This is a genomic window from Simiaoa sunii, assembly GCF_014337175.1.
Taxonomy (GTDB): Bacteria; Bacillota; Clostridia; order Lachnospirales; family Lachnospiraceae; genus Acetatifactor; species Acetatifactor intestinalis.
Genome location: NZ_CP060633.1, coordinates 3,548,078 through 3,572,951 on the forward strand (window position 1 = coordinate 3,548,078; position 24,874 = coordinate 3,572,951).

Consider the following 24,874-nt stretch of genomic DNA (forward strand, 5'->3'; position numbering starts at 1 on the left):
TTATCGGATAAAATCACTTGTTTTCCCAGTCCCATGTCATCAAACGACCATATTACGCACACAAAGACCATACCTTTACAGGATAACCACCGCCTTAAATTCATTTTCATCGCAGGAAAGCACCATGTCGCCGCCATATTTATCCACAACTGCTTTTACATTTAACAGCCCAATGCCGTGATGATCCCCTCTTTTGCTCTTTATCGTATCATTTTCAATTTCCACCTTTTCTGTCACAGGATTTCGCACCGCAAATATCAGTTTATGATCTTCGCACTCTAATTTCAGATGAATGACCGCTTTTCCGGTATTTTTCAGTACCTTTTCACTCTCCCGGATTGCATTATCCAATAAATTAGAGAGCAGAATCACAATCTCTTCCTCCTCCAGACATATCTCCTGCAAATCCCCTACTTTTAGGATTACTGCTATGTGTTTTTCCTGCATACTGCGGTATTTCTGGTTTAAAATAGCATTCACCACTGGATGATTCGTATTTATCGCCGACATCTCGACAGCTATGCTCTCTGTCAGCTTCTGCGTAAATGAAAGTGCCTCATCTGTGTGTCCATTCTTTATCAACGTTTGGATCGTGGAAAGCTGATTTTTATAATCGTGCATTTTTCTTCGCTGACGCTCATAGATTTCTTCCCGGTCCTGATAATCTGCAATACGATTTTTCTGATTTTGTTCCGTAAGTACCGCAATTTTTATTCTCTCTTCTTTTTCAATGGTATTCTGCATGAACTCCATAAGGATAAGGTTAATCGCAACCAGTCCCACCGAAAGAAATAAAAATACATTCTGCATATCATCGTTTTCTGAATAAAACATAAGAATGAAACCGACCACCGTAAATACAGGAACACAGAAAAACTGAAACCACTCTTTTCCGGTAATCAGACCGTAGCTTTTTCTTGTCTTGCTAAATCTTCTGATAAACAACATCAGAATGATAAAAGCAGTCTTTGATATCAGTGCCTGTAAAAACCATTTTTCTTGGATTGAACCTCCTCTTCCCAGCAAAACAGTCACATAATCAATCAATACAAGCATTGTATAGTTGATGATTGAAAATAAAAAACTCTGCCGGAAGGAGACCTCATAATAAGCCAGATTTAGTAAAGACATAACCAGTATAATCAGGATACATTTTAACATTCCGATCCATATCCCTGTGACTGCTGCCAGATAAAGCACTCCGCAATAAACAAAAAATCTGTATCTGTTCCTATATCCGCCATCTCTTTTTTCCATAAAAGTATCAAAAAAGTATAGCGTTCCTTTTACTTCCAGCATTTCCGCAATAAATGTCAATACCCAGAATGTCATGTTATTCTTCTCCCTTATACAGCATATATTCCCTCTTTACCTGTGCATATCGTGCCTTGGGAACCGGAATCTTTTTTCCTGTCGTAAGTGTCATCACATAACTGCTGATTTTGGTAATGTATTTCATATTTACAAGAAAACTTAAATGCGCCCGCACAAATCCCATATTCTTTAATTCGTTTTCCAGTTCATCCAGTTTTTTATAAATCTGAAATGTCCCTTTTTCTGTATAAAATACATTTTTGTGAAGCTCTGTTTCTATATAAATGATGTCATCTGCATAAAGTTTTATCATTCCTTCCACAAAACGAAATTCGAGAATCCTACTGTTTTTATTAATTTCTGCTATCAAATCATCCATACATTCTTCTATAGTATCTGCAAGGTTATCTTTCAGCAGAAAACGGCTTGCTTTCACCTTATATCCATCCAGTGCGTAATTCATGTATGCCGTCACAAGTACAACCGGAAGTTTTGGGTATTTTTCTTTGATCCTCATAGCTGTTTTCAGCCCATCCATCCCCTGCATATTGATGTCCAGAAATAATAGCTGGCACGCTTCCAAAGCAGATTGTTCTTCGCATAACTGTTCTCCAGAATCATATTCTGTAATAGTAAACTCATAATTCTTTTTTTCACCATAGTCTGACAGCAAATCTGACAGATTTTTTCTGTCATCTATCCTGTCATCACAAATAATAATGTTCATATTTTTCATTCCTGTCTTTGATTTCTCTCATGCCTGTAAACCATACAAGTCTCACCTAGCACTCTTTATTATATCAAACAAATCTTCCGCTCGATCATTCTCCGCATCAAATGACTATTTTCCGCATAGAACGACTATCTCCTATAGAAACGCAGAAGCACTGTTCAATAGTCATCCGAGATTCCCGTTTTGTAAACGAGTTTCACATTTTGAAAGCGACCTGCAAATTTTGTACCCGACTTTCCACTTTTGTAATGACTTTCCCGTTTTTTCCCTTGCTTTTATGATATAATCACCTTATGGCAGAGTATTTTTTTGCACAAAAACCGGACGTCAGTTTTGGCTTACAAATTTTGCAAGCCATAATTCACGTCTTCTGCTGTTCCTATTTCAGCCGGCGGTCTGTGCTTTATTCTGTCTTCTGGTTACTTTTTGAGAAGTCTTGCGGTGAGGTTGATGTCTTTGGCTGCAACCTCGTGGCATCTAAGCCTCTCCGCCAGGTCTTCTCCATAATAAAAGCTGAACGCTTCATACGGACTTTTTCCGTTCAGTTTCTTTCTCCGGTAGGAATTGATATGGTTCATCATCAGCTCTACGTCTGCCTGCGTCAGTTCATCAAAGCTTCTTCCTTTCGGCAGGATCCTGCGTATAAATTCATGTCCCACCTCGATCTCTGCTTTCTGGTACGGCGCACTTGGATTGCAGTAATAGATCCTCGTCCTTTGAAATCCTTTTCCATCCGGTCCGTTCTCTATACACTTGGGATTGGAAAACTCACTTCCGTTATCCGTCAGGATGACCGGAAACAGCTTCCTAAAATCCTGCCCTCCCAGCCGGTGGTACAGTTCATCATAAATATCTATCACTGACTTTGAGGTGTTCGCTTCCCGCAGGAACCCCAGCATCAGTGACACATTTACAAAATATATCGTCAGCAGGACTTTCCCTCCCTTGCTGCCGATCACGGAATCCATCTGCACCACTGCTGTGTCCGGATGCTGTTCCATATATACTTCGTAATCATGATAATTCCTTCCCACACGGCATCCACGGTCTACTTTCAGCTCCGGTTTTTTATATCTCGGACGGTACTTTACCTTTCTTGGCAGGTCTATGTTCCTGATATCAAACAGGCATCCATCCACGTAGTTGTAGAGGGTCTTTTCACTGCACATCAGTTCATCCTTATGTGTCAGGTAGATCTGATGGATAGACTGCCCCTGTTTTACCAACGGCACCAGGATTTCATTGAGTCTGGCGATTTCCCCTTCCGTAGCAAGGATCCCGCTTCGGGATTCCGATATCTTATCCGTTGCCCGCCTCTGGGCTCCCAGAGCATCGTAAACAGTTTTTGTCAGCGTACACTTCTTTACTTCACTGCATCCGTTGCATACATATGGCGGTTTAAAGCGATGGGTACATATTTCTTCTTCATAATGCTCGCAGTAACGGTTGCATATGAGTTCACACTGTTTACAGACAGCTACCAGTGGATGCCTGCAGTCATTTGTCCCACATACTTTTTTCCTCTTACATGCTTTTCTGTACTTGCAGGTATTATGCGGGTAACTTCCATAACCGGTGTCCTGTTCGATGGAATAGTTCCTGATCTCCTTTGTGATGGTAGTCCTGTCCCTTCCCAGTTTCTCTCCAAGCTCTGTGAAAGTCATGTGCTCCTTTAGTCCGCTTTCTATCTCCAGCCGGTCCTCATAATTTAAGAACTTTGCCATACTGTCTCCTTTCCCCGCCAGCTGCTGAAGTTCTGTTAAAAAACAGGAAGAACATTTCTGCTCTTCCTGCATTTGTATCGTCACTTTCACTGCTGTAATTTATTCTGTTTGTAATCAACTTTCCCCCTCACACGGGAATTTCAAAAAACTATTGAGGACGCAGAAGCACTGTATCTCAAACTCTTTGAAATACAATGCTTCCCTGCATTTTCTATATCGTCATGTTGATATTATTACTTTACTATCCTGCACACTCTCTGGGAGTGACTGTATCTATCAAAAAAGAAGCCAGCAGTTTATTCACGCACTACTGACTTCCTATATTATTCATTTTATTTACTTCGCTGCGTCTCAGACAAGTTTTCCATCTTTAAACACAATCTCTTTTATTTCTTAATATGCTTAAAAAGTTTCGTAACAAACAAGGCTTTCAAGCGCTTTTCTATCCTTTGAATGTCTGTCTGGTGATGCAAGCTCCACCAGATGCCCCACACACCAGCTGACAATATAACCATTGCCCTCCAGGTATCCGTCCTCTCTCTTATCTGCACCGATTACCTTTGCGATGGACTGCGCCACCGAAGGTTTCTCGGCAATTACTAATTTTATATTTTTTTCACTCAAATTTTGTTTCCTTCTTTCATTTTTTATTTGCTTTTTGATAGCATAAATGCTATCATGTATATAGAATAAATATTTCCACTTGGAGAACATATACTAATGTACAACATTGAATTTTACGAAGATTCCAATGGCAGATCAGAGCTTTGGGAATTTCTTGAATCTCTTCGAGTCAAAGCAGCTACAAACAAAGATGCCCGTATTCAATACAAGCAGATAAGTTTGTACATCCAGCTCCTCGAAGATAATGGTACACGGCTTAATGAAAATATCACAAAACACCTTGATGATGATATCTGGGAGCTTCGCCCAGGCAATAACCGTGTTTTATATTTTTATTTCAAAAATGATACCTTTGTTCTTTTGCATCAATTCCGCAAGAAAACTCAAAAAACTCCCAAGCGCGAAATTGAACGGGCAAAGGCTGAACGTGATGATTACCTTGCCCGAAAGGAGGCTGAATGATTATGAAAACCTGGAATGACTATAAGGAATATGTAAGAACCGTTGATCCTGAAATTGGAAAAGACATCGATGAAGTTGAAAATATTTCCTCCATCGTAAGTGCCATGGTGGAACAGCGTACTTCTCTTGGACTTAGCCAGAGAGAGCTTGCTGCTATGTGTGGTATTCCACAATCATCCGTAGCACGGATCGAATCCTGCAAAACAACCCCGAATCTCGGAACACTGCTTAATATTTTTCAGCATCTCGGTTTACAGCTTACAGTAAGACCTACAAAACCTACCGTTTAAAATCAAGGAGAATCTCTGCGAAGAGGTTCTCCTTATCTCCCAGTGGAACCAAAAGCCCCCGTACCACGCTCCTTCCAGTTTTCAAAAGTAAAATCCGGTATCAGGACTGGCATCCAAATCCCAGAGGCAACTTACAGATATCTCCCGCCGGATCACAGCATCCTTGGGACTGAATACATCAGCACCGGCATCATTGGCATGAGCGCTCTCTGGACTTCTCCCTCCAAAATCAATCAGCTGTATCTTCATCTAATACCCCTTCCTCCAACACACTCTCTTCGCACAGTTTTGGGAAATCCACCCTGATAATGTCTGTTGGTAACATCTGCGGTGGAATACTCTTTCCGCAGGTCATCTTTCCTTCCTGTGCCAATCCTATTCCAAGATTCACACATGACACTGTTTTACCTACTCCACCTTTTTGATTTGATACTGCTATTACTCTGCACATAATCTGTTCCTCCTTTATTCATCCCAATATTTGTTCATATTTAATTTCAACATTTCCAAGATTTCACGTCTCATCTGCTCTGCCGTATAACTAACAGGGAAAAATCTGTGAAGCTGTTCCGTTTTGAATACTACACTGTCTATCTCTTTTTGCTTAATCTCACTTAGAATATCTTCCATATCCCTTACTGTAAGTTTCCCATCTGCGCTCAATTTCTTTATACGGAGTGCCTGGGAAAGTGATGGTGTGCACTGTGCAAATTCCATTGCATCCAGCATTTCCTTTTGCTCCTTCTTTTTCAGAAATGACAACTGAACTGCCGGAGTAAATCCCATGCTTCCGTCATCCACTTTTTCAAGCATTTCAGGAATAAGTTCTGTGATTTTGATATACCTCTGAACCTGTTTGGGGCTGTCCCCACATTCCTCTCCAATCAGCTCAATGCTTTTCTTTCCCAAATTATGGTCTACCTGACCACATTTTCTTCTTCCTGCCTTCCTTTTGATTGCTTCATACTTCATTTTGTAAGCAAATGCTTTTTCACTTGGACTGATCATTTCCCGTTGCAAATTTGAATCAACCATAGATACAACCGCTTCATCATCTTTTAATACGCGAATGATCACAGGTACCTTACGATAACCGATCTTTTCAGCTGCAAATTTTCTTCTGTGACCCGATATGATCTCATAAGTTCCATCCTGCCTCGGTCTGACTATCAGAGGATTTAATATTCCATACTTCTTAATGCTCTCCTGTAATTCAATCATCTGACTGTCCGCCTGAACCTTGAATGGATGGTTTACAAATCCCCGAAGTCTTTCCAGCTCAATCTCTACAACTCTTTCATCCTGATCCAGCAATTCCTTCTTTTCTTCCATAGGCAACTTCCTTTCCCTGAACGCAAAAAAGCCCGTCCAGAATAGATTGTTTTTATCTAATCTGAACGGACTCTTCCGACAGGCCTGATATCACAGGCAAGAATATAGTGTTTTATCTCACTGCTTTTCCTAATTTTACACCCCAAAACTCATCCTACACTGTAGTTAATCCCTCTAGGTGACAGACCGGAAAATATGAATCGGTGACAAGCATCCATCCCCGCTGACAAAGTCAGTATTTTCAACCTTGTTTCGCTGACAAATTTGTCACTGAAATTGCAATTCTGCACAAAAAAAGCGGCAATGAAACTATCTTCATTACCGCTAAAAATGAGCGTCTCCTATAGGAATCGAACCTACAATAGAGTCTTAGGAGGACCCCGTTATATCCATTTAACTAAGGAGACAAATGCCGTATTTTCGGGCTTTTCAGCTCTTTTGGCTCCGGCTGCCATATCTATGAATTCAATCACTCTTGTGATGAATTTCCATTGTATCTTATTTTGACATTCAGGTCAATCCCTGTTGGAATCGAACTCTGACTTATCACTTTCCAACTTCCATAAGTCTCAACCATGATTGAACCTTAGGAGGACCCCGTTATATCCATTTAACTAAGGAGACAAATGCCGTATTTTCGGGCTTTTCAGCTCTTTTGGCTCCGGCTGCCATATCTATGAATTCAATCACTCTTGTGATTTAACTATAGGAACATATGCACAACTGTTAGTATACCGAAAATATTGTTATTTTGCAACATTATTCCTCAGGAAAATTGATATATCCCTGCAGCCAGATAGATCCCTTAAAACGACGTCCCACCTGAGGTTCACCGTAGAGGTCTTTTTCGTTAATGCACACATCAAAAGTCAATTCATTGCACAGAATCGTAAGAATATATACCTTTTCTCCGGTAATATCATTGGTCACCAGGCGAAACTCTGTAATCTCTCCCAGTACTGAGTACTGGTCGCACTCCACACCGTAAGGCATAAAATAGGTGTCCACCAGACTGAAAATATCGTTCTTCTGTATCTTCCGGGAGATAGTGGTATACATATCCATATCTTCAAGTGTCAATGTCTCAATGGCATCTTCGTCTCCCTGTCTGGCAGCGGCCAGGAGTTTATTACGATTGGCAGAATCTTTTTTCACGCGCAGGACCTGTTCTTCATCCTTTTTTATAGGTAGAAGAATACTGCCCTTCAGAGACAATCCGGATAAGGTAAGTGTAGTACCGCGGATTGGTAACTTTCCGGTGCTTTGTGCTTTGATATAGGGAATACGATTCCGCAGATAAAAAATCAGAGAGATTCCCACCTTGATATCATCACAGATACCGGCATAGGAATCCTTATCCGCATGGCGTTCCACAGAGACATCTTCATACGAAGTAATGCCGCTTCCCGTCAGATACGGAAAATAGTATTCGTAGATAAACTTATCGTTATCATCAAATTCTCCACAGACAGCCACACCAAAGGTACCGGATTCTGCGGTACCCTTAGTGTGTGTGTGATTTTTGCTGAATTCTCCTAGGAGAATGCCCTCCTGATTCATGGTATATGCACGATGATCGGAATTCATGATCACGTCTGTCAGTAATTCTTTTAATTTCTTTCGGTCCGTATATTCACTGAATCCGATGGCTCTCATATATTTATGCAAAAAATCACCTTCTTTCCATCTGTATCGTCCATTATAGATGCATTTTCTATGCTTCGCATGGGTGAGCTATTCTATCATTTCTTAGGCAGGACTTTCTCCTTACCACCCATGTAAGGACGCAGAGCTACGGGAATGTTCACGCTGCCATCCTCATTTACATTATTCTCCAGGAATGCGATCAGTCCTCTGGGAGAAGCCAGTACGGTATTGTTCAGTGTGTGTACCAGATAAGTTCCATTTTCACCCTTGGTTCGGATACCCAGTCGTCTTGCCTGCGCATCACCCAGGGTAGAACAGGAACCAACCTCGAAATACTTCTTCTGTCTGGGACTCCATGCTTCTACATCGCAGGATTTTACTTTCAGATCTGCCAGATCACCACTACAACACTCCAGGGTACGAACGGGTACATCCAGACTACGGAAGAATTCTACGGTGTAGGACCACATCTTGTTATACCAGTCCATGGAATCCTCAGGCTTACACAGAACTACCATCTCCTGCTTCTCGAACTGGTGTACACGGTATACACCTCTCTCCTCAATGCCGTGGGAACCTACTTCCTTACGGAAGCAAGGAGAATAAGAAGTCATCGTAATGGGCAGGCTCTTTTCTTCTACGATCTGACCCTTGAACTTACCGATCATAGAATGCTCGGAAGTACCGATCAGGTACAGATCCTCTCCTTCAATCTTATACATCATGGCTTCCATTTCTGCGAAACTCATAACGCCGTTTACTACGCTGCTGCGGATCATGAAAGGAGGAATGCAATAGGTGAATCCCTTATCGATCATGAAGTCTCTTGCATAGCTGATCATTGCAGAATGGATTCTTGCTGCATCACCCATCAGATAATAGAAACCATTACCGCTGGTACGTCCTGCGCTCTCCTTATCCAGACCGTTCAGACGATCCAGAATATCTGCATGATAAGGAACCTCAAAATCAGGAACTACGGGCTCGCCGAATTTCTCGATCTCTACGTTCTGGCTGTCGTCCTTACCGATAGGCACAGATTCATCAATGATATTGGGAATGACCATCATGATCTTGGTGATCTTCTCCTGCAGTTCGGTCTCGGAAGCTTCCAGTTCAGCCAGACGCTTTGCACCGGCAGCTACTTCTGCTTTCTTGGCTTCTGCCTCTTCCTTTTTGCCCTGACCCATCAGTGCACCGATTTCTTTGGAAATACGGTTTCTGGAAGCACGCAGATCATCTGCTTCCTGCTTTGCCTTTCTGCTCTCGGCATCCAGTGCGATCACCTCATCTACCAGGGAGAGCTTTTCATCCTGGAATTTTTTGCGGATGTTCTCCTTGACCACCTCGGGATTTTCTCTTAAAAATTTAATGTCTATCATGACTTCCTCCATTCTGCCATTCTGATCTGAACAGCATTATTCTAATCCTTTTTCAATATACACATTCAGAACTTTCACAAGATCCAGTATCTTCTCTTCTTTTAATTTCTGTCCGTTTTTATCTCGGATAATCCGGATCACAGGACGATCCTGAAAATCTTTGTTCTGCGATACTACGATTGCTTCTTCTCCGTCACTGGTAAGCACATGGCTTCCGGCAGGGTAGACTGCAGTAAAACTTAAAAACGCGTCTACTATTTTACCATTATATTTCACATTTTTAAAGCTTTTTAAATATTCTACCGCTTCATATACTTTACTGCGTCTCTGAGCAATACCACAGATCATCTCATCAAAGGCATCACATACCGCTACGATCTGGCAAGAGAAAGGAATCTCCGCTTCTTTTAATTTGAGAGGAAAACCAGATCCATCCAGTCTCTCATGATGATACAGAATGATCTTCTTCACCTCATCAGAGATCCAGTCCTCATCCTTGACGGAAGTATATCCGTAGACCGGATGCTTCTTATACTCAGCCAGTGCTTCCGGCTTCATATCCTCCATGGATTTACCTTCGTAATCCAAAGTCGTATATCTGAGTCCGATATCATGTAACAGACAGCCTACACCGATATCATGAATCACACTTTTATCTAGCTTCAGCCGAAGCGCTGTCAGAATTGCCATGGAACTTAAGCTGATGGAATGTTCATAGATATCTGCACTTCTCTCACGGATGTCAAATACTTTTTCTATGACTTCTTTTTCATCCAGTATATTCGTAATAATCTCATCTGCCGCCTGGGTCAGTCCCTGCAGTTCTTTATTATTCTGATAAGTGTGTCTCTCAAGAATACTTTTTACTTTTCTTTTTATCGTTTTTTCTATATCGTTTTTAAGTATTGCTATTTCATTTGCCTGGTCTTCTTTTACATAGACCTCCAGGATACCCATTTCTTCTATTTTAGAAATATACTCTTTTTTTAATACTACGCCTTCCGGAAGAATGATCTGATAATCCCAAGTCATCAATGACTGTGCAAGAATTTCGTTTCCGGTCAGCTCGCTCAGTTTCATCCTCTTCATATGCTGCTTCCTCTTTTATTCCCCCATTGCTATGGAAAGTGCTTCTGCCTCCTCAGCTCCCAGATCGATCACACACTGTCCGAGTTTGATCTCCTTAGTGTAAGAATAACAACCCTCAGAACTATGAACGGAATTAATAATAAATCCATTATTATTTTCATCCAGCAGTGCCAGAGAAAAACTCAGCTGTCCTCCCATCTGATTAAATGCATCGTATTTTACCAGACCCATTTTCTGATAAGCGGATTCCATATTCTTATATAAAGTACGAATATCCTTTTTATTTTTCTCTGTATTTGCCTTGAGGAATTTATTGTCCTCATATAGACCTGCAATATCCTGTTCCAGACTGGCACCGTCTTTACCGGTGAGAAATTTATCCAGTCTCTTTTTTAATTTACTCGTCTTCCGGATCTGCACGATCAACAGAATCAGAAAAATGAGTAACAGCAGGATTGTCACTGTCATTCCGATCAGAAGGTATCCTAAGTCAAATCCACCCAGACCGATCTGATTTAAAAAAGTACTACCTGTCATAATACTCTCCTTTGTATCTCTTCTCTTTACTTGTCTCTCTTATTTATTCAGTACATCCAGGAGTCTGTCCAAATCTTCATGATTGTAAAATTCAATTTCGATCTTACCGGATCCCTCTCCCTTAGATGTAACGGTTACTTTTCTTCCAAGCTTTTGTTTCAGTTTTTCTTCAATATCCTGGTAGATCACCTGCATGGTTTTATCATCTACTTTTTTGGACTTTGCAGGTTTATGTAAATTTTTTACCAGTTTCTCTACATCACGTACGCTCAACTTTTCATCAAAAATACGCTGTGCCAGATTATACTGTTCTTCCGGATTCTCCACTGCCAGTAATGCTCTCGCATGTCCGGTACTGATCATCTCATCTACCACCATGCGCTGTACTTCTTCGTTCAGTTTCAGAAGTCGGATAGAGTTGGTAACCGCTGCACGGCTCTTGGATACTCTCTCTGCAACTTCATCCTGCTTCAGATGAAACTCTGTTAAGAGTCGCTTGTATGCCTGTGCTTCTTCAATCGGATTCAGATCTTCACGCTGGATATTCTCAATCAAGGAAATCTCCACAATCTCCTGTTCCGTATAATTACGGATGATAACCGGAACTTCCTTCAGACCTGCCAGCTTTGCTGCACGCCATCTTCTCTCACCGGCAATGATTTCATAATAATCTTTGCGGTCCTGTACCAAAATCGGCTGCAACAGACCGAACTGCTTAATAGAATCTGCCAGCTCCTGCAGAGCATCCTCATCAAAATTTTTACGAGGCTGTTCTCTGTTAGGCTCTACCTTTGTGATCTTCACAAGGGTCTGCGGTTCTTCTCCCTCTGTTGTCTCTGTCTTTGATTTTGCTGCTGTTTCTTTTTTTGTCTTTGTCTCCCCTAATGCATTAGGTATTAGAGAATCCAGACCTTTTCCCAATCCTCTTGCTGCCATACCGTTCTTCTCCTCTATTTTTTACTTGTTCTTAATTACTTCCTCTGCAAGCTGCATGTAAGCTTCTGCTCCGGCAGATTTTGGATCATACATATTAATAGGCATACCATAACTGGGAGCTTCTGCTAATCTGATATTTCGGGGAATTAATGTATTATACACCTTTTGATTCAGATTTTGTTTAACATTTTCTACCACCTGCATAGACAGATTGGTACGGGAATCGTACATAGTGAAAACAACACCATCAATTCTAAGATCCGGATTCAGTCTCTCTTTTACCAGATTAATAGTGTGGATCAACTGGCTCAATCCTTCCAGTGCATAATATTCACATTGAATGGGAACCAGCACACTGTCTGCTGTAGTCATGGAATTAATCGTTAACATATTCAGAGAAGGAGGACAATCAATGATAATAAAATCATAATCATCCTTAACATAATCCACTTCGTTCTTTAATATATATTCCTTCTTATCTACTCCGATCAGTTCGATCTCAGCAGCTGCCAGATTTACATTGGAAGGAACTACCGATACATTCTTGATAATATTTGAAATAATACAATCTCTGATAGAACACTCTCCCAGGATTAGTTCATAAATTGTATTTTCCAATTCATTTTTTTCGATACCAAATCCACTGGTAGTATTTCCCTGTGGATCTGTGTCGATTACTAATACCTTTTTACCTTTTGCAGCCAGAGATGCAGACAAATTAATGGACGTAGTTGTCTTACCTACGCCACCCTTCTGGTTTGCTATTGCAATAATTCTACCCATACTTTTTTCACCATGTCTTTCTTAATGATTTAGCCGTGCAAACCTCTGGACTGTCTGTCCATATCTTCTACAACAATATCATAGATTTCTCCGAGAGAAGCACAATACTCCAGAACCTTCCAGGGCTCATTGGTATGAAAATGAATCTTGATCAGCTCTTCATCTCCTACTGCCAACAAGCAATCACCTTTGAAATGTTCTGTAATGTAGTCATTAATTTCATCTTCATCCAGATTGGTACCTTCAATTAATAATTGTGTATCATATTTGAATTCTAACATTATGAATCCTCCATTCTGTATTTGTGAAACCACTCTATAATAATAGCATGAGCATTTCTATGTTACAAGGTAAAAATACTACAAAAAGTTGATACTTTATTCGCATTTATAGGAAAATACTAGATATTGTGGCTGTGTATTTGTTGTTTTTTTCATAAGTATTATGTTTCACGCTTCTTTTGTAATATGTTTCACAAATTTAGCCACTATATCTTGGGTGGTAATGTTTCACGTGAAACATTATGTAGTATGATTTTCATATAGGCTCATAGAATGTTTCACGTGAAACATTCTATGTAATTAACCCCTACATCTAGTGAACAAATTAATTTAAAAGGATATCTATGTAACTTGTTTTGTTTTAACATCTATGCTAGGATAAGAATGCTAGTGGTATAAGTAAGCACAAACCGATTTGGAGTAGAAAATTGAATTTTGATTTGCGATTCCTCCGACGAAAGGAATCCTCAGCGGAATGGAGATTAATATGGCTATTGATAAAGTAAGAGAATATTTCAAAACCTATCAGATGGATGATCATATTTTGGAATTTAATGTTTCGAGTGCAACCGTAGAATTAGCAGCGGAAGCTTTACATTGTGAAGGAAAACGAATTGCTAAGACAATGTCCTTCCTAATTGATAATCAGCCAATATTAATAGTAACCGCTGGGGATACAAAAATCGATAATGCGAAATACAAACACTTTTTCGGAGCAAAAGCAAAAATGATTCCGGGGAATGAAGTAGAAAGAATTATTGGTCATGCCATTGGCGGTGTATGTCCGTTTGCAGTGAATGATAATGTGAAAGTATACTTAGACGAATCTTTGCAAAGATTTGAAACTGTATTTCCGGCTGCAGGAAGTCCTAACAGTGCAATTGAATTAACAATCCCTGAATTAGAAAAATACTCAAACTTCCTGCAGTGGATAGATGTCTGCAAAGGTTGGCAGTAACCTAATACAATTTAATCAGATCATTTTTGATAGCAAACACAGCTGCCTGTGTTCGATCGGATACATCAATTTTTTTAAAGATATTAGAGATATGATTTTTTACTGTTCTCTCACTGATATTCAGAGATGTTGCAATCTCCTTATTGAACATTCCGTTAGCAACCTCAATAAGTACTTCCAACTCTCTCTTCGTCAGACTGTTGATTTTTTCTTTGTCAATATCTCTGGATACCAGTCGGCTGTTCAAAGCCGGTACCAGACTGGGTTGAATATAAGTTTCTCCCTGCATAATACAATTAATGGCTTTTTTCAGTTCTGCGGATTCTGCATCTTTCATGATATAACCATCTACGCCAATGTCCACAGCCTTTAAAAGATATTCAACTTCATTGTGTACCGTTAATACCAATATTTTAACAGAGATGTTCTTCTTCTTAATCTCCTGCAGAACTTCTATTCCATTCATAACAGGCATATTAATATCCAGAAGCAGTATATCAGGATGGACAGAAAGTAATTGCTCCATACATTCTACACCATTATTAGCTTCGGCGATCACAGAAATAGTACCGTCAAATTCCAGTAATTGACGTATTCCTTCTCTCATAAGAACATGATCATCTGCCAACATAACTTTTATACTCATATATATCCTCACTTACTTGTATATATTTATTCTTTGTCTTGCTGTCCTATTTTTCAGCTAAATGTAAATCAAAAGGAATCTTAATATCTATCGTAGTTCCCTGACCAATCTCAGAACTTATATGTATTGTACCGTTCAGTAGAACGACACCCTCATGGATCAATGCTAATCCAAAATGACTATTTGCTTTATCTTCCGCTTCTTCCATGGTAAATCCCTTACCATTATCTTGGATTAAAATTTCATATTGCTGCTCTGTTTTTTTACAATGGAATAATACCCTGGTAGCCTGTGAATGCTTTTTAATATTTAACAGACATTCCTGAACCACACGGTATAAGGTAATACAAAAATAATCATCTGTTTCACATGAAACATCATCGATTTCCACATCCATTATGTAGTCTCTGTCAGCATTCAAAAAATCCAGTAATCTTTCAAAGGAAGCCTTTAATCCCAGATCATCAAATGTCATAGGACGCAGATTGAAAATAGTACTTCTGATATCTTCAATGACATTATGCAATCCTTTACTCACAGAATTCAATTCCATCTTCGCTCTGGCAGGATCCTTATCAATATATAAGGAAGCCAGTTCAATCATATGAACAAAATGGGCAATATTCTGCAAGGAAGTATCATGAAGTTCGGAAACAATTCTTTTTCTCTCCGTCTCCAACATCTCCATAATTTTCTTACCATTCTCTATATTACAATTACACTCATTCTTTTGTACATTTAAATTATTGTTCATATATCACCTTATAGAACATATGTTCTATTTAGAAATATTCCATTATATTTATAATATAGGAATAATATTATTGTGTAAAACTCTTTTTATTAATAATAAATAAATCTTAACACAATTTTTACATTGGATTCTCTTCGTTTTATGACAAAGGTTCCTTGGATGGCAATCCGGCTTTTCTGGGATATTTTGCAGGTGTGGACTTTTGCTTTGTAATAATAAACAGATTCCGATAAATATCCGAATCGGGAAGTGTAAATTCAACCTGTCCATCCATTTTTCCACCAAGTATCTTCACAGCATGCTGTGCAGTATTCATCTCTTCTGTTATTTTTTCAGATTTATAAGAGATAAATTTGCCGCCGACCTTTACAAAGGGGAGGCAATATTCTGACAATGTGGAAAGATTTGCCACTGCCCTGGATACACATAGATCATATTTTTCTCTGCATTTTCCAGGCTTGGCATAATCCTCCGCACGACCATGAATTGTCTCTACACCGGTAAGCCCTAAAGCAGAGATCACCTCATTTAAAAAATTGATTCTCTTATTCAGGGAATCCAATAAAGTAACCTGGAGATTCGGAAATGCAATCTTCAATGCAAGCCCCGGAAAACCTGCTCCGGTTCCAACATCGATCACTGTTTTATTCTGTGTCACATCGTAAGCTTTGCAGAGAGAAATACTATCCACAAAATGTTTCTTCATGACTTCATCATATTCTGTAATTGCGGTAAGGTTCATTACCTCATTCCACTCCACCAGCATCTCAAAATATTTCAGAAATTGCCGGATCTGTTCATCACTTAAGGTTACACCCAGTGCCTTACAATCTTTTTCAAATTGTTCTGTGTTATATTCTGCCATGCATTCCTCCGGAATTCATATTAACTATGATTTTTTACATTATAATGTTCCAGGTACACTAACAATACCGAAATATCTGCAGGAGATACTCCGGAGATACGGGAGGCCTGTCCTACGGAAATCGGACGGAATTCCTTCAGTTTCTGTCTGGCTTCCAGTCGAAGGGAAGGAACTTCATCGTAATTCAGATTATCCGGAATTAATTTTTTCTCCATCTTACGATACTGTTCAACCTGACGTTTCTGTCTGATAATATATCCTTCATATTTAATTTCAATTTCTACCTGTTCCACAACAGCAGGAGGAAGGGGTTTTCGTTCCTTATCAATAGGAGCCAGTGCCGCATATCCCAGCTCCGGTCTGCAGATCAATTCTGCCAGAGTAGCTGCCGTTTTCAGAGTAGAGCTGCCACACTCTTCCAAAAAATGCTGGATCTCTTTATTGGCACCTACTGAAGTATTTTTCAGTCTCTGAATTTCCTGATCGATAAGTTCTTCTTTTTCAATCAGAGCATCATACTCCTGCTGTGAGATGAGACCGATCTCATAGCCTTTCTTACGAAGACGCAGATCTGCATTGTCCTGACGAAGCAACAGACGATACTCCGCTCTGGAGGTCATCATACGATAAGGTTCTCTATTATCTTTAGTAACCAGATCATCGATCAATACTCCGATATAGCTTTCGGAACGATCCAGGATCAGCGGATCTCTGTGCAGAATAGACATTGCCGCATTGATACCGGCGATTAGTCCCTGGGAAGCTGCCTCTTCGTATCCACTGCTTCCGTTAAACTGTCCACCACTGAACAGTCCAATGATATTTTTGAATTCCAGGGAAGGATTCAACTGTTTCGCATTAATACAGTCATATTCAATTGCGTAAGCATTTCTAACGATTTCACAGTGTTCCAGTCCCGGAACAGTACGATACATAGCTAATTGTACATCTTCCGGAAGAGATGAGGACATTCCACCAACATACATTTCATTCGTGTGCAACCCCTCCGGCTCAATAAATACCTGATGTCTCTCTTTTTCCGCAAATTTAACAACTTTATCTTCAATCGAAGGACAATATCTGGGACCGGTTCCTTCGATAATACCCGCATAAATTGGAGAACGATCCAAGTTATTCCGGATGATTTCATGCGTATTTTTATTCGTATAAGTCAGCCAACAGGAAGCCTGTTCTTTCTGTACAGATTCAGGGTCTGTGGAAAAAGAAAAAGGAACCACTTTCTCATCTCCGAACTGCTCTTCCATTTTGGAAAAATCAAGAGAACGCTTATCCATTCTGGCAGGAGTTCCTGTCTTAAAACGACGCATTTCTATTCCCATTGCTTTCAGAGAATCCGTAAGGTGATTTGCTGCCTGCAATCCATTAGGTCCGGTATAAGTAATAGATTCACCGCACAAACATCTCGCACGAAGATATGTACCGGTGCAAAGGACCACAGCCTTACATTCATAGATGGCTCCGGTAAAGGTTTTGACACCTGTGATCTTTTTCTTATGATCTTCTGTTTCCTCCCAGAGAAGTTCACAGACTTCCGCCTGTTTGATCAACAGATTATCCTGATTTTCTAATACTTTACGCATTGCCCTGGAATATTCCGCTTTATCCGCCTGTGCACGCAGTGAGTGTACTGCAGGACCTTTGGAGACATTTAACATTTTGGACTGGATAAAAGTTTTATCAATATTTTTACCCATCTCTCCACCCAAAGCATCCAATTCTCTTACCAGATGTCCCTTGGATGAACCACCGACGTTCGGATTGCAGGGCATCAAAGCAATACTATCTACACTTACCGTAAATATTACTGTCTGAAGTCCCAGCCTTGCACAGGCAAGAGCAGCTTCACATCCGGCATGACCGGCACCTACCACACATACATCCACTTGTTTTTTTAGTTCCATGTTATTTATTCCTCTTAGTTATTACTTTCCCATACAAAATTTTGAGAAAATCTCATTGACCACATCTTCATCTACTTCTTCCCCGATGATCCTGCCCAGAGAAGCATATGCACTTGTCAGATCAATAGAATAAAAATCTTCGGGCATTCCATTTTCAATACTTCTCTCTACCAATTGCAGACTATGCAAAGCATCCTGAAGAGCTTCTTTATGTCTGAGGTTGGTGACTACCAATTCATTATTATGTTTTAATTCACCCTCAAAAAACATATTTCGAATGGTCTCTTCCAGTTCTTCCATTCCAGAATTTTCCGAAGAGGGATCAATGGTAGAAGTGCGAAGGATACGAATATCCTCGCTATGTTTTAATCTTTTTGCCAGATTTTCTTTCAAACTTTCTTCTGTGATTTTATTTTCCAGATCTGATTTATTCAAAAGAATAATTGCCTTTTTGCCATCCAGTAAGGAAATAATATTCTGATCGTCCTCATCAATATTCCCGGAAGCATCCACCACATATAAAATAAGATCAGCATCCATAGCATATTTTTTGGCCCGTTCCACACCGATCTTCTCAACCACATCCTGTGTTTCATGAATTCCGGCGGTATCGATCATATTCAGACTGATTCCATGCAGATTGATTGTCTCATGCAGGGCATCTCTGGTAGTACCCGCAATCTCTGTAACAATAGCTCTGTCTTCTCCCAGCATCATATTAAGCAGTGAAGATTTTCCGGCATTAGGCTTACCTACAATCACGGTGGATATTCCTTCTTTGATAAGTCTTCCATTATCAGCTGTAGCTAAAAGCTTCGCAATCTCCTGTTGGAAATAAGTAACCTTTGCAGCGAGCTGCTCCGGATATCCATCCAGACTGATATGTTCCGGATCATCCAATGCAGATTCGATAAAAGCAATCTGGTATAAAATATCTTCCCGCAATGTGTGTATTTTGTTCGAAAGCTGTCCCTTTAACTGACTTACCGAAGAAGAAAGAGCATATTCATTCTGCGAATGAATCACATCGATAACAGCTTCCGCCCGGGATAGATCAATTCTACCGTTCAAAAAAGCCCTTTTTGTAAATTCACCCGGCTGCGCCAGTCTGGCACCGGCATGCAGTACCGCTTCCAATACTTTCTGCATGACCAACACACCGCCATGACAGTTGATCTCTACTGTATCTTCCGTGGTATAACTCCTCGGAGCTTTCATGACAGCAACCATAACTTCATCAATTACATTTTCATCCGAATCGACAATGTAACCATAATGAATCGTATGACTCTGTACCTTTGTCAAGATTCTCCTGCCGGCTGCAGAACGAAAAATATTATCTATTATATATATGGCATTTTCGCCGCTAATTCTTACAATCCCGATTCCGGAATCCGATAACGCTGTTGCAATGGCAGCAATTGTTTCGTTTTCATATTTTTCCATATTAACGCTCACTATTATCTATTTTGCATCAAACACTCTTCCGGTGGGAATCAATGTAGATTCATCACCTGCATAACCTGTTTGCATATATTCTACCATATGATCTTCTCCAAGATATTTATAGAGAAGATATCTGCGCTCCCGCTGATCACCCTCTTTATACTCAAAGCAATCATCAGATGCTGCACCATCCAACAATTTATAATACGCACCAACCAGATCCTCAAAAGAAATGGGTGCTCCGGATACCTGAAAATCATGATTTTCATTCAATCCTTTTATAAATAAAATAGGATGTTGTCTACCTGTTTCATTTTCATTACGCTGTGGAGTATCTATCGCATCACCTTCTATATTATATCCATGATCCGAGAGAACAATAATCACTGAATTATCATATACTCCGGCCTCTCTCAATTTATCCAGATATGCCATAGTAACTGTCATAGAAGATTCAATACAAGTATAGTAATTGGCATTATCTATTACATTTACATCCTTATCATAATAGAAAGGAACATGTGCCCCCATCAAATGAATCAGTTTAAATCTTTTTCCATCCACATAACTTATCTCATCTTCTTTCAAATCATCATAAAATGCTTTATTTTTCCAGGAGAATAATTCTTCATCTTTTGGAGTCATCTCTTGATTATTTAGCATATCAACATTAAACCAACATTTCGGTTTTAACAAATAAGGAGCATATTTCATACCAACCATTTTAATGATACGTTTATTAAATAAAGGGGCATCCCAAAGAGAAGACTGCGTATAAGCCAGATTATTAAATGCCCCGTCCATCACGCCTACTTCGAACTTATACTCATCTTCATAATAACTTAAAGTATAATCCTGTTTTTTCAAATATTCAAAAAAAGGAGAATTCTTAAATATTCTAATCTGATAATCCAAAAAGGGCTCTTTATTTTCATACCATTCTCCGGATATGATCAAAGGAAGAGAATGATCTGTATAGGCATATCCGGACATAGTATTATTATAGAAAGTAAAATCTCTCATTTCTTCTTTATATTCCGGATGCTGTTCCCACACCTGCCAAAAACACTCTTCATCAACAGCATCTAACAATACTATAATAAAATTAGTATCCGTAGACATTTCAAATTGATCTAATTTATTAAATTTCTCATATTGTTTTTTAGTAAAAATATCACCATTTACAGCAAGAACAGTGATCGTACTTCCAAGCATCAATATCATAAAAATACTGATATAACTGACTAGCTTCTTTATTTTATCATATTTTAAAAGGAAAAATCCAATAAGACAAATGACAGCTACTGCAATCCACATAATTGTAGATTTCATAGTTTCCGTACGATACAAAGTCCAATTAATTTCCGTACCATCCAGAGGCGGTAGATTTTTTATCATAAAATTGCCCTGAATATAACAAGCAATCATACAGGCAAAATAACCATACAATGCAATTTCATAAACTATCTTTGCTATAAAATAAGCTACCGTAAAACCAATAAGACTGATCACAAAAAACAAAAGGAAATCTTTGAAAATAAAAGGGAACAATAAGTAGGCATCATACCAAAATTCATTACTGTTATTAATGTAAAATTCCAGCGGAGCATAAATAAAAATCATAAAGCAAAAAGTCAGAGACAGAAATAAAGCAGGCTTTAATTCCGCAAGCATCTTTCCCTTATTCCATTTATTTTTAAACCAGTTTTTCATTTTTGTATATCTCCTTAAAATATAGACAATTATACTCCAAAAAAAGGGCAGTTGTAAATAAAGCCGGTAAATAGAATGAAATTCTAATACCGGCTTTTCATCACATTATTGTAATCTTCACTTTGATTATTTCTTCAAAGTAACTACAACTCTTCGGAAAGGTTCCTCACCTTCGCTGTGTGTGGTAACATATTTATCATTCTGCAATGCGGAATGAATAATTCTTCTCTCATAAGGATTCATGGGCTCCAGAGATACGCTTCTCTTGGTTCTCTTAACCTTATAAGCAATGTTTTTGGCAAGATTCTCAAGAGTTTCTTTTCTGCGCTGACGATAATTCTCGGTGTCAACCTTTACATGAATATACTCTTCAGATTCTTTGTTCACCACCAGAGATACCAGGTACTGGAGAGAATCCAGTGTCTGTCCTCTCTTACCGATCAGAACACCCATCTCATTACCGCTTAATTCGATATCCATGTTCTTCTCTTCTTCGTTGTACTTAATGGCAATTACTACTTCCATATTCATTGCCTGGAATACATCGTTTAAGAATACTCTTGCAACTTCTTCTACAGAACTTTTTTTAACAGATGCTTTGATCACAGCAGACTTTGCTCCGATTCCTAAGAATCCGGAAGAACCTTCTTCTACTACTTCATAATCCAGCTTATCACTGGTAACACCCAGCTTCTGGCAAGCTTCTGTAATAGCATCACTGACTGTCTTTGCAGATACTTCGATCATGTCCATATTATTTACCTCCTCAATTATTAAGGAAACTTTCTATTTACGGCTGTTTTTCTCGTTATAGTCTCTGACCATATTAGCCTTAGACATCATACTTCCGGGTTTTGCTTCTTTTACTTCGGAATAGCTGTCAGCAGATACTTCACTATTATCTATTTTAGAAGAAATATTTGCCTTCTTCTGAATATTTTTCGTATTCATGCTTGCATAAGCATTCAGTTTTTCCTGCTGTTCCTTCATTTTTTCAAGCTTTTTCGCACTCTTCTCAGAATTTTTCTTGATAATATCATCAAAATTCATCTTATCAATATGCTTATTGATCACTATCTGCTGGATACTTCTGACAACGCTACCTGCAACCCAGTACAGACCCAGACCGGAAGGTAATGTAAAACAGAACCATGCAGACATCAGAGGCATGATCATATTCATAGTCTTCATGGAAGAAGCCATTGCTGCCGCCTGATCATTGCCATTGTTAGAAGAAGTATCCTGCTGGGGCATCAGCTTTACGTTGATCCATTGTGTCAAAGCAGACAGAACCGGAATAGCAATTGCTCCGATTACTAAAAGCCATGCTCCGTTAGCCCATGCTTCCTTCAACACATAAGAAGGAGAGTTGCCGATATTCAGTCCTAAAAAATTATTATACTCTTCCAGCTTGCTTACCGTATTGGTCACATCTGCTGCAAGAGAAGGAAACTTCTCACTGATACTTGCAAAATCAGCGGTAGATGCCTTGTTCAGACAGTCAATGATCGTATTCTGTACATATTCACTGTGAGTACCGGCTACAAAGCCTGCATTCGTGAACTGCTTACTGTACATAGCGGAATTGCTCAGATTCTGAACCAGCTCCGTTGCACCGGCTGTATCAATAATATTATCTACCAGAGGGAAGAAGGCTTCCTTAACTCTGCCGACATAAGCAGGAATTGCATAAATTACACGATACAGAGCAAACAGAATAGGCATCTGGATCAACATATACAGACAACTGCCGGTAGGAGATACACCATACTTTGCATATACTGCCTGGATTTCCTGATTCTGTGCCAACTGAGCATCCTGATCCTTACGATTCTTGTATTTTGCCTGAATTGCCTGAATCTCAGGATTCATTTTAGCAGACAGCTTAGAGAATTTCTGCTGCTTGATGGTAAGAGGCATCATCAACAGGTTAACAACAATTGTAAAAAGGATGATTGCGAGACCGATATTGGGAATACCGATCATATTCAGAACTTCGAAGATTCCTTCCATTATCTTACCCAGAAGCCAGGCTACCTGTCCGATAATGAATGTGGAATTCTGTGTCAAAAGAATACCGTTCATTTATCCTCCTAATAAGTGCCATTATTTAAAATTTTACGGTACCGGATCATATCCACCCTTGGAAAAAGGATTACACCTCAAAATTCTCCAGGCTGCCAAAAGTCCTCCCTTGATCACACCATATTTTTCAATGGCTTCCAGACCATATTGAGAACAACTGGGAACATAAGGACATTTGGTTCCCTTATAAGGCGAAATATATTTCTGATAAAATCTTATCATGGCTATCAATATTTTTTTCATATACGATTCTAATTTAGTCATTATAAAAATAAATTTTTATAATATGATGAAGTTTTGCAAGATGTAACAATGCGCTCTCCGCTTCTTCATATCCTATGGAAGCTGCACCGGGTCTTGCAATGATTACCATATCCAAACCACTATTGAATACACTTTCATGTAATCTGTAACTTTCTCTGACCAGTCGTGTAATCCTGTGTCTTACCACACTATTACCGACTTTTTTACTTACACTGATTCCGATTCTGTTCTTATCAAGGCCATTTTCCTTAACATACATGATAAAGTACTTGTTAGCATAAGATCTGCCATTCTTGTACACAAAACGGAACTGTTCATTTTTCTTTAATGATTCCGAAAACTGCATGCAATCCTCCAACCGTGAAAGTTAAGAGAAAAAAAGGTCACATTGCTGTGACCTATGCGGATAATTTCTTTCTTCCTTTTGCACGTCTTGCTGCTAAAACTTTTCTTCCACCGGGAGTACTCATTCTGGCTCTGAAACCGTGAACCTTGGAATGGGAACGCTTTTTAGGCTGAAATGTCATCTTCATGGAAAGGCACCTCCTTCTCTAAACCTTCTTATATAAAAAGGTAAACATATTTTTCAACAATTGGGCGCATAAAAATACGCCTTCCTTTCGGAAAATAGCATATTGATTGTAATGTAAAAGCCCATCAATGTCAAGCAAAAATCAATAAAAATGCTGAAAAATCAAGAGAAAACGAGCTTTTTAAAATTCTAAAATTTTTTTAAATTAAATTATCCACATAGATATACACCATTTTTACCCACAAACGAGTTATCCACACCTTGTTGATTATTTGTGGATATTTTTATTTTTCATAGGGATATTATGTGTAAATCACGTGTAAAAGTGGACAAGTATCCAGTAAATGTGGATATCTTGAAATTTTACTATTTTATCCACATTTACACATCGCTATCCACAATCCCTGTTTATATTACAAGTTATAAACAACTTTATCAACAGATTGTGGATAACTTTATACATGACCTGTTCATAACTTGCATTTGAATTATTTGTAATTCTATTATACAATGAAATGGAGTTTCGCATGCGTCAGCTTGCACGGGAGGAAATCA

26 protein-coding genes, 1 tRNA gene and 2 pseudogenes are annotated in these 24,874 nt (G+C 39.1%); 3 read left to right on the plus strand and 26 right to left on the minus strand.

Annotated features, from left to right (window positions below):
• Nucleotides 1-75 precede the first annotated feature (75 nt).
• From H9Q77_RS16460 to H9Q77_RS16475, 4 genes and pseudogenes are all read right to left on the minus strand, one after another.
• Entirely contained in the window at nucleotides 76-1,332 is a 1,257-nt protein-coding gene (locus tag H9Q77_RS16460; protein WP_117465420.1) for a sensor histidine kinase, read from the minus strand.
• A gap of 1 nt (nucleotide 1,333) precedes the next feature.
• Nucleotides 1,334-2,041, minus strand: coding sequence for a LytR/AlgR family response regulator transcription factor (locus tag H9Q77_RS16465; RefSeq protein ID WP_249326277.1), 708 nt, complete (start codon nucleotides 2,039-2,041; stop codon nucleotides 1,334-1,336).
• Nucleotides 2,042-2,466: 425 nt separating this feature from the next.
• The gene (locus H9Q77_RS16470) at nucleotides 2,467-3,771 is read right to left on the minus strand and encodes an IS30 family transposase (RefSeq protein WP_069432380.1); all 1,305 of its coding nucleotides are present in this window, start codon (nucleotides 3,769-3,771) and stop codon (nucleotides 2,467-2,469) included.
• A gap of 447 nt (nucleotides 3,772-4,218) precedes the next feature.
• Nucleotides 4,219-4,380, minus strand: a pseudogene (locus H9Q77_RS16475) (toprim domain-containing protein); the annotation flags it as partial.
• 111 nt (nucleotides 4,381-4,491) lie between these two features.
• Here H9Q77_RS16475 and H9Q77_RS16480 point away from each other — a divergent pair.
• Together H9Q77_RS16480 and H9Q77_RS16485 are read left to right on the plus strand one after the other, a co-directional pair.
• Nucleotides 4,492-4,857: a type II toxin-antitoxin system RelE/ParE family toxin gene (locus H9Q77_RS16480; RefSeq protein ID WP_007888560.1), complete on the plus strand. Its 366-nt coding sequence runs from the start codon at nucleotides 4,492-4,494 to the stop codon at nucleotides 4,855-4,857.
• 2 nt (nucleotides 4,858-4,859) lie between these two features.
• Nucleotides 4,860-5,147, plus strand: coding sequence for a helix-turn-helix domain-containing protein (locus H9Q77_RS16485; protein ID WP_118546989.1), 288 nt, complete (start codon nucleotides 4,860-4,862; stop codon nucleotides 5,145-5,147).
• Nucleotides 5,148-5,228: 81 nt separating this feature from the next.
• Here the strand turns inward: H9Q77_RS16485 and H9Q77_RS16490 are convergent, their stop codons facing one another.
• The 11 genes and pseudogenes from H9Q77_RS16490 to H9Q77_RS16540 all read right to left on the minus strand — a co-directional run bounded on the left by H9Q77_RS16490 (nucleotide 5,229) and on the right by H9Q77_RS16540 (nucleotide 13,134).
• On the minus strand, nucleotides 5,229-5,396 hold the full coding sequence (locus H9Q77_RS16490; RefSeq protein WP_249326278.1) for a hypothetical protein: 168 nt from the start codon (nucleotides 5,394-5,396) through the stop codon (nucleotides 5,229-5,231).
• A 102-nt stretch (nucleotides 5,397-5,498) separates the two neighbouring features.
• Nucleotides 5,499-5,598: pseudogene (locus H9Q77_RS16995) on the minus strand (ParA family protein); the annotation flags it as partial.
• A 14-nt stretch (nucleotides 5,599-5,612) separates the two neighbouring features.
• A complete protein-coding gene (locus tag H9Q77_RS16500) occupies nucleotides 5,613-6,479 on the minus strand; it encodes a ParB/RepB/Spo0J family partition protein (RefSeq protein ID WP_118546943.1) in 867 nt (288 codons plus the stop codon).
• Nucleotides 6,480-6,814: 335 nt separating this feature from the next.
• Nucleotides 6,815-6,886: transfer RNA gene (locus tag H9Q77_RS16505), tRNA-Arg, on the minus strand.
• 352 nt (nucleotides 6,887-7,238) lie between these two features.
• Nucleotides 7,239-8,147 (minus strand): DUF3881 family protein, encoded by a 909-nt coding sequence (locus H9Q77_RS16510; RefSeq protein ID WP_022154033.1) that lies wholly within the window; start codon nucleotides 8,145-8,147, stop codon nucleotides 7,239-7,241.
• A 74-nt stretch (nucleotides 8,148-8,221) separates the two neighbouring features.
• On the minus strand, nucleotides 8,222-9,508 hold the full coding sequence (gene serS, locus H9Q77_RS16515) for a serine--tRNA ligase (protein ID WP_118546944.1): 1,287 nt from the start codon (nucleotides 9,506-9,508) through the stop codon (nucleotides 8,222-8,224).
• A 36-nt stretch (nucleotides 9,509-9,544) separates the two neighbouring features.
• On the minus strand, nucleotides 9,545-10,597 hold the full coding sequence (locus H9Q77_RS16520) for an HD-GYP domain-containing protein (protein ID WP_118550705.1): 1,053 nt from the start codon (nucleotides 10,595-10,597) through the stop codon (nucleotides 9,545-9,547).
• A gap of 15 nt (nucleotides 10,598-10,612) precedes the next feature.
• Nucleotides 10,613-11,134: a DUF4446 family protein gene (locus tag H9Q77_RS16525; RefSeq protein ID WP_118550704.1), complete on the minus strand. Its 522-nt coding sequence runs from the start codon at nucleotides 11,132-11,134 to the stop codon at nucleotides 10,613-10,615.
• Between the two features lie 39 nt (nucleotides 11,135-11,173).
• A complete protein-coding gene (locus H9Q77_RS16530; protein ID WP_022154029.1) occupies nucleotides 11,174-12,070 on the minus strand; it encodes a ParB/RepB/Spo0J family partition protein in 897 nt (298 codons plus the stop codon).
• A 21-nt stretch (nucleotides 12,071-12,091) separates the two neighbouring features.
• A complete protein-coding gene (locus H9Q77_RS16535; RefSeq protein WP_022154028.1) occupies nucleotides 12,092-12,853 on the minus strand; it encodes a ParA family protein in 762 nt (253 codons plus the stop codon).
• A gap of 29 nt (nucleotides 12,854-12,882) precedes the next feature.
• The gene (locus H9Q77_RS16540) at nucleotides 12,883-13,134 is read right to left on the minus strand and encodes a hypothetical protein (RefSeq protein WP_022154027.1); all 252 of its coding nucleotides are present in this window, start codon (nucleotides 13,132-13,134) and stop codon (nucleotides 12,883-12,885) included.
• Nucleotides 13,135-13,621: 487 nt separating this feature from the next.
• On the opposite strand from H9Q77_RS16540, the gene H9Q77_RS16545 reads away from it, so the two are divergent.
• On the plus strand, nucleotides 13,622-14,092 hold the full coding sequence (locus tag H9Q77_RS16545) for a YbaK/EbsC family protein (RefSeq protein WP_118550703.1): 471 nt from the start codon (nucleotides 13,622-13,624) through the stop codon (nucleotides 14,090-14,092).
• A gap of 1 nt (nucleotide 14,093) precedes the next feature.
• Here H9Q77_RS16545 and H9Q77_RS16550 read toward each other — a convergent pair whose 3' ends face one another.
• The 11 genes from H9Q77_RS16550 to rpmH all read right to left on the minus strand — a co-directional run bounded on the left by H9Q77_RS16550 (nucleotide 14,094) and on the right by rpmH (nucleotide 24,320).
• Nucleotides 14,094-14,738: a response regulator gene (locus tag H9Q77_RS16550; RefSeq protein WP_118546948.1), complete on the minus strand. Its 645-nt coding sequence runs from the start codon at nucleotides 14,736-14,738 to the stop codon at nucleotides 14,094-14,096.
• 46 nt (nucleotides 14,739-14,784) lie between these two features.
• Nucleotides 14,785-15,492, minus strand: coding sequence for a sensor histidine kinase (locus H9Q77_RS16555; RefSeq protein WP_118546949.1), 708 nt, complete (start codon nucleotides 15,490-15,492; stop codon nucleotides 14,785-14,787).
• A gap of 139 nt (nucleotides 15,493-15,631) precedes the next feature.
• Nucleotides 15,632-16,357 carry a 16S rRNA (guanine(527)-N(7))-methyltransferase RsmG gene (gene rsmG, locus H9Q77_RS16560; protein WP_118550702.1) on the minus strand — a complete coding sequence of 242 codons (726 nt, stop codon included), beginning with the start codon at nucleotides 16,355-16,357 and terminating at the stop codon, nucleotides 15,632-15,634.
• Nucleotides 16,358-16,377: 20 nt separating this feature from the next.
• Nucleotides 16,378-18,279 carry a tRNA uridine-5-carboxymethylaminomethyl(34) synthesis enzyme MnmG gene (gene mnmG, locus H9Q77_RS16565; RefSeq protein WP_118550701.1) on the minus strand — a complete coding sequence of 634 codons (1,902 nt, stop codon included), beginning with the start codon at nucleotides 18,277-18,279 and terminating at the stop codon, nucleotides 16,378-16,380.
• Nucleotides 18,280-18,300: 21 nt separating this feature from the next.
• Nucleotides 18,301-19,725 carry a tRNA uridine-5-carboxymethylaminomethyl(34) synthesis GTPase MnmE gene (gene mnmE, locus H9Q77_RS16570; protein ID WP_118550700.1) on the minus strand — a complete coding sequence of 475 codons (1,425 nt, stop codon included), beginning with the start codon at nucleotides 19,723-19,725 and terminating at the stop codon, nucleotides 18,301-18,303.
• A gap of 18 nt (nucleotides 19,726-19,743) precedes the next feature.
• Entirely contained in the window at nucleotides 19,744-21,438 is a 1,695-nt protein-coding gene (locus H9Q77_RS16575) for a sulfatase-like hydrolase/transferase (RefSeq protein ID WP_249326279.1), read from the minus strand.
• Between the two features lie 126 nt (nucleotides 21,439-21,564).
• The gene (gene jag / locus H9Q77_RS16580) at nucleotides 21,565-22,191 is read right to left on the minus strand and encodes an RNA-binding cell elongation regulator Jag/EloR (protein ID WP_118550698.1); all 627 of its coding nucleotides are present in this window, start codon (nucleotides 22,189-22,191) and stop codon (nucleotides 21,565-21,567) included.
• 33 nt (nucleotides 22,192-22,224) lie between these two features.
• Complete coding sequence (locus H9Q77_RS16585) at nucleotides 22,225-23,523, minus strand: YidC/Oxa1 family membrane protein insertase (protein WP_118546955.1); 1,299 nt, start codon at nucleotides 23,521-23,523, stop codon at nucleotides 22,225-22,227.
• A gap of 33 nt (nucleotides 23,524-23,556) precedes the next feature.
• Nucleotides 23,557-23,766 carry a membrane protein insertion efficiency factor YidD gene (gene yidD, locus H9Q77_RS16590; protein WP_178049071.1) on the minus strand — a complete coding sequence of 70 codons (210 nt, stop codon included), beginning with the start codon at nucleotides 23,764-23,766 and terminating at the stop codon, nucleotides 23,557-23,559.
• A gap of 13 nt (nucleotides 23,767-23,779) precedes the next feature.
• Nucleotides 23,780-24,133 carry a ribonuclease P protein component gene (gene rnpA / locus H9Q77_RS16595; RefSeq protein WP_118546957.1) on the minus strand — a complete coding sequence of 118 codons (354 nt, stop codon included), beginning with the start codon at nucleotides 24,131-24,133 and terminating at the stop codon, nucleotides 23,780-23,782.
• 52 nt (nucleotides 24,134-24,185) lie between these two features.
• A complete protein-coding gene (gene rpmH / locus H9Q77_RS16600) occupies nucleotides 24,186-24,320 on the minus strand; it encodes a 50S ribosomal protein L34 (RefSeq protein ID WP_022154017.1) in 135 nt (44 codons plus the stop codon).
• Nucleotides 24,321-24,874: the final 554 nt, after the last annotated feature.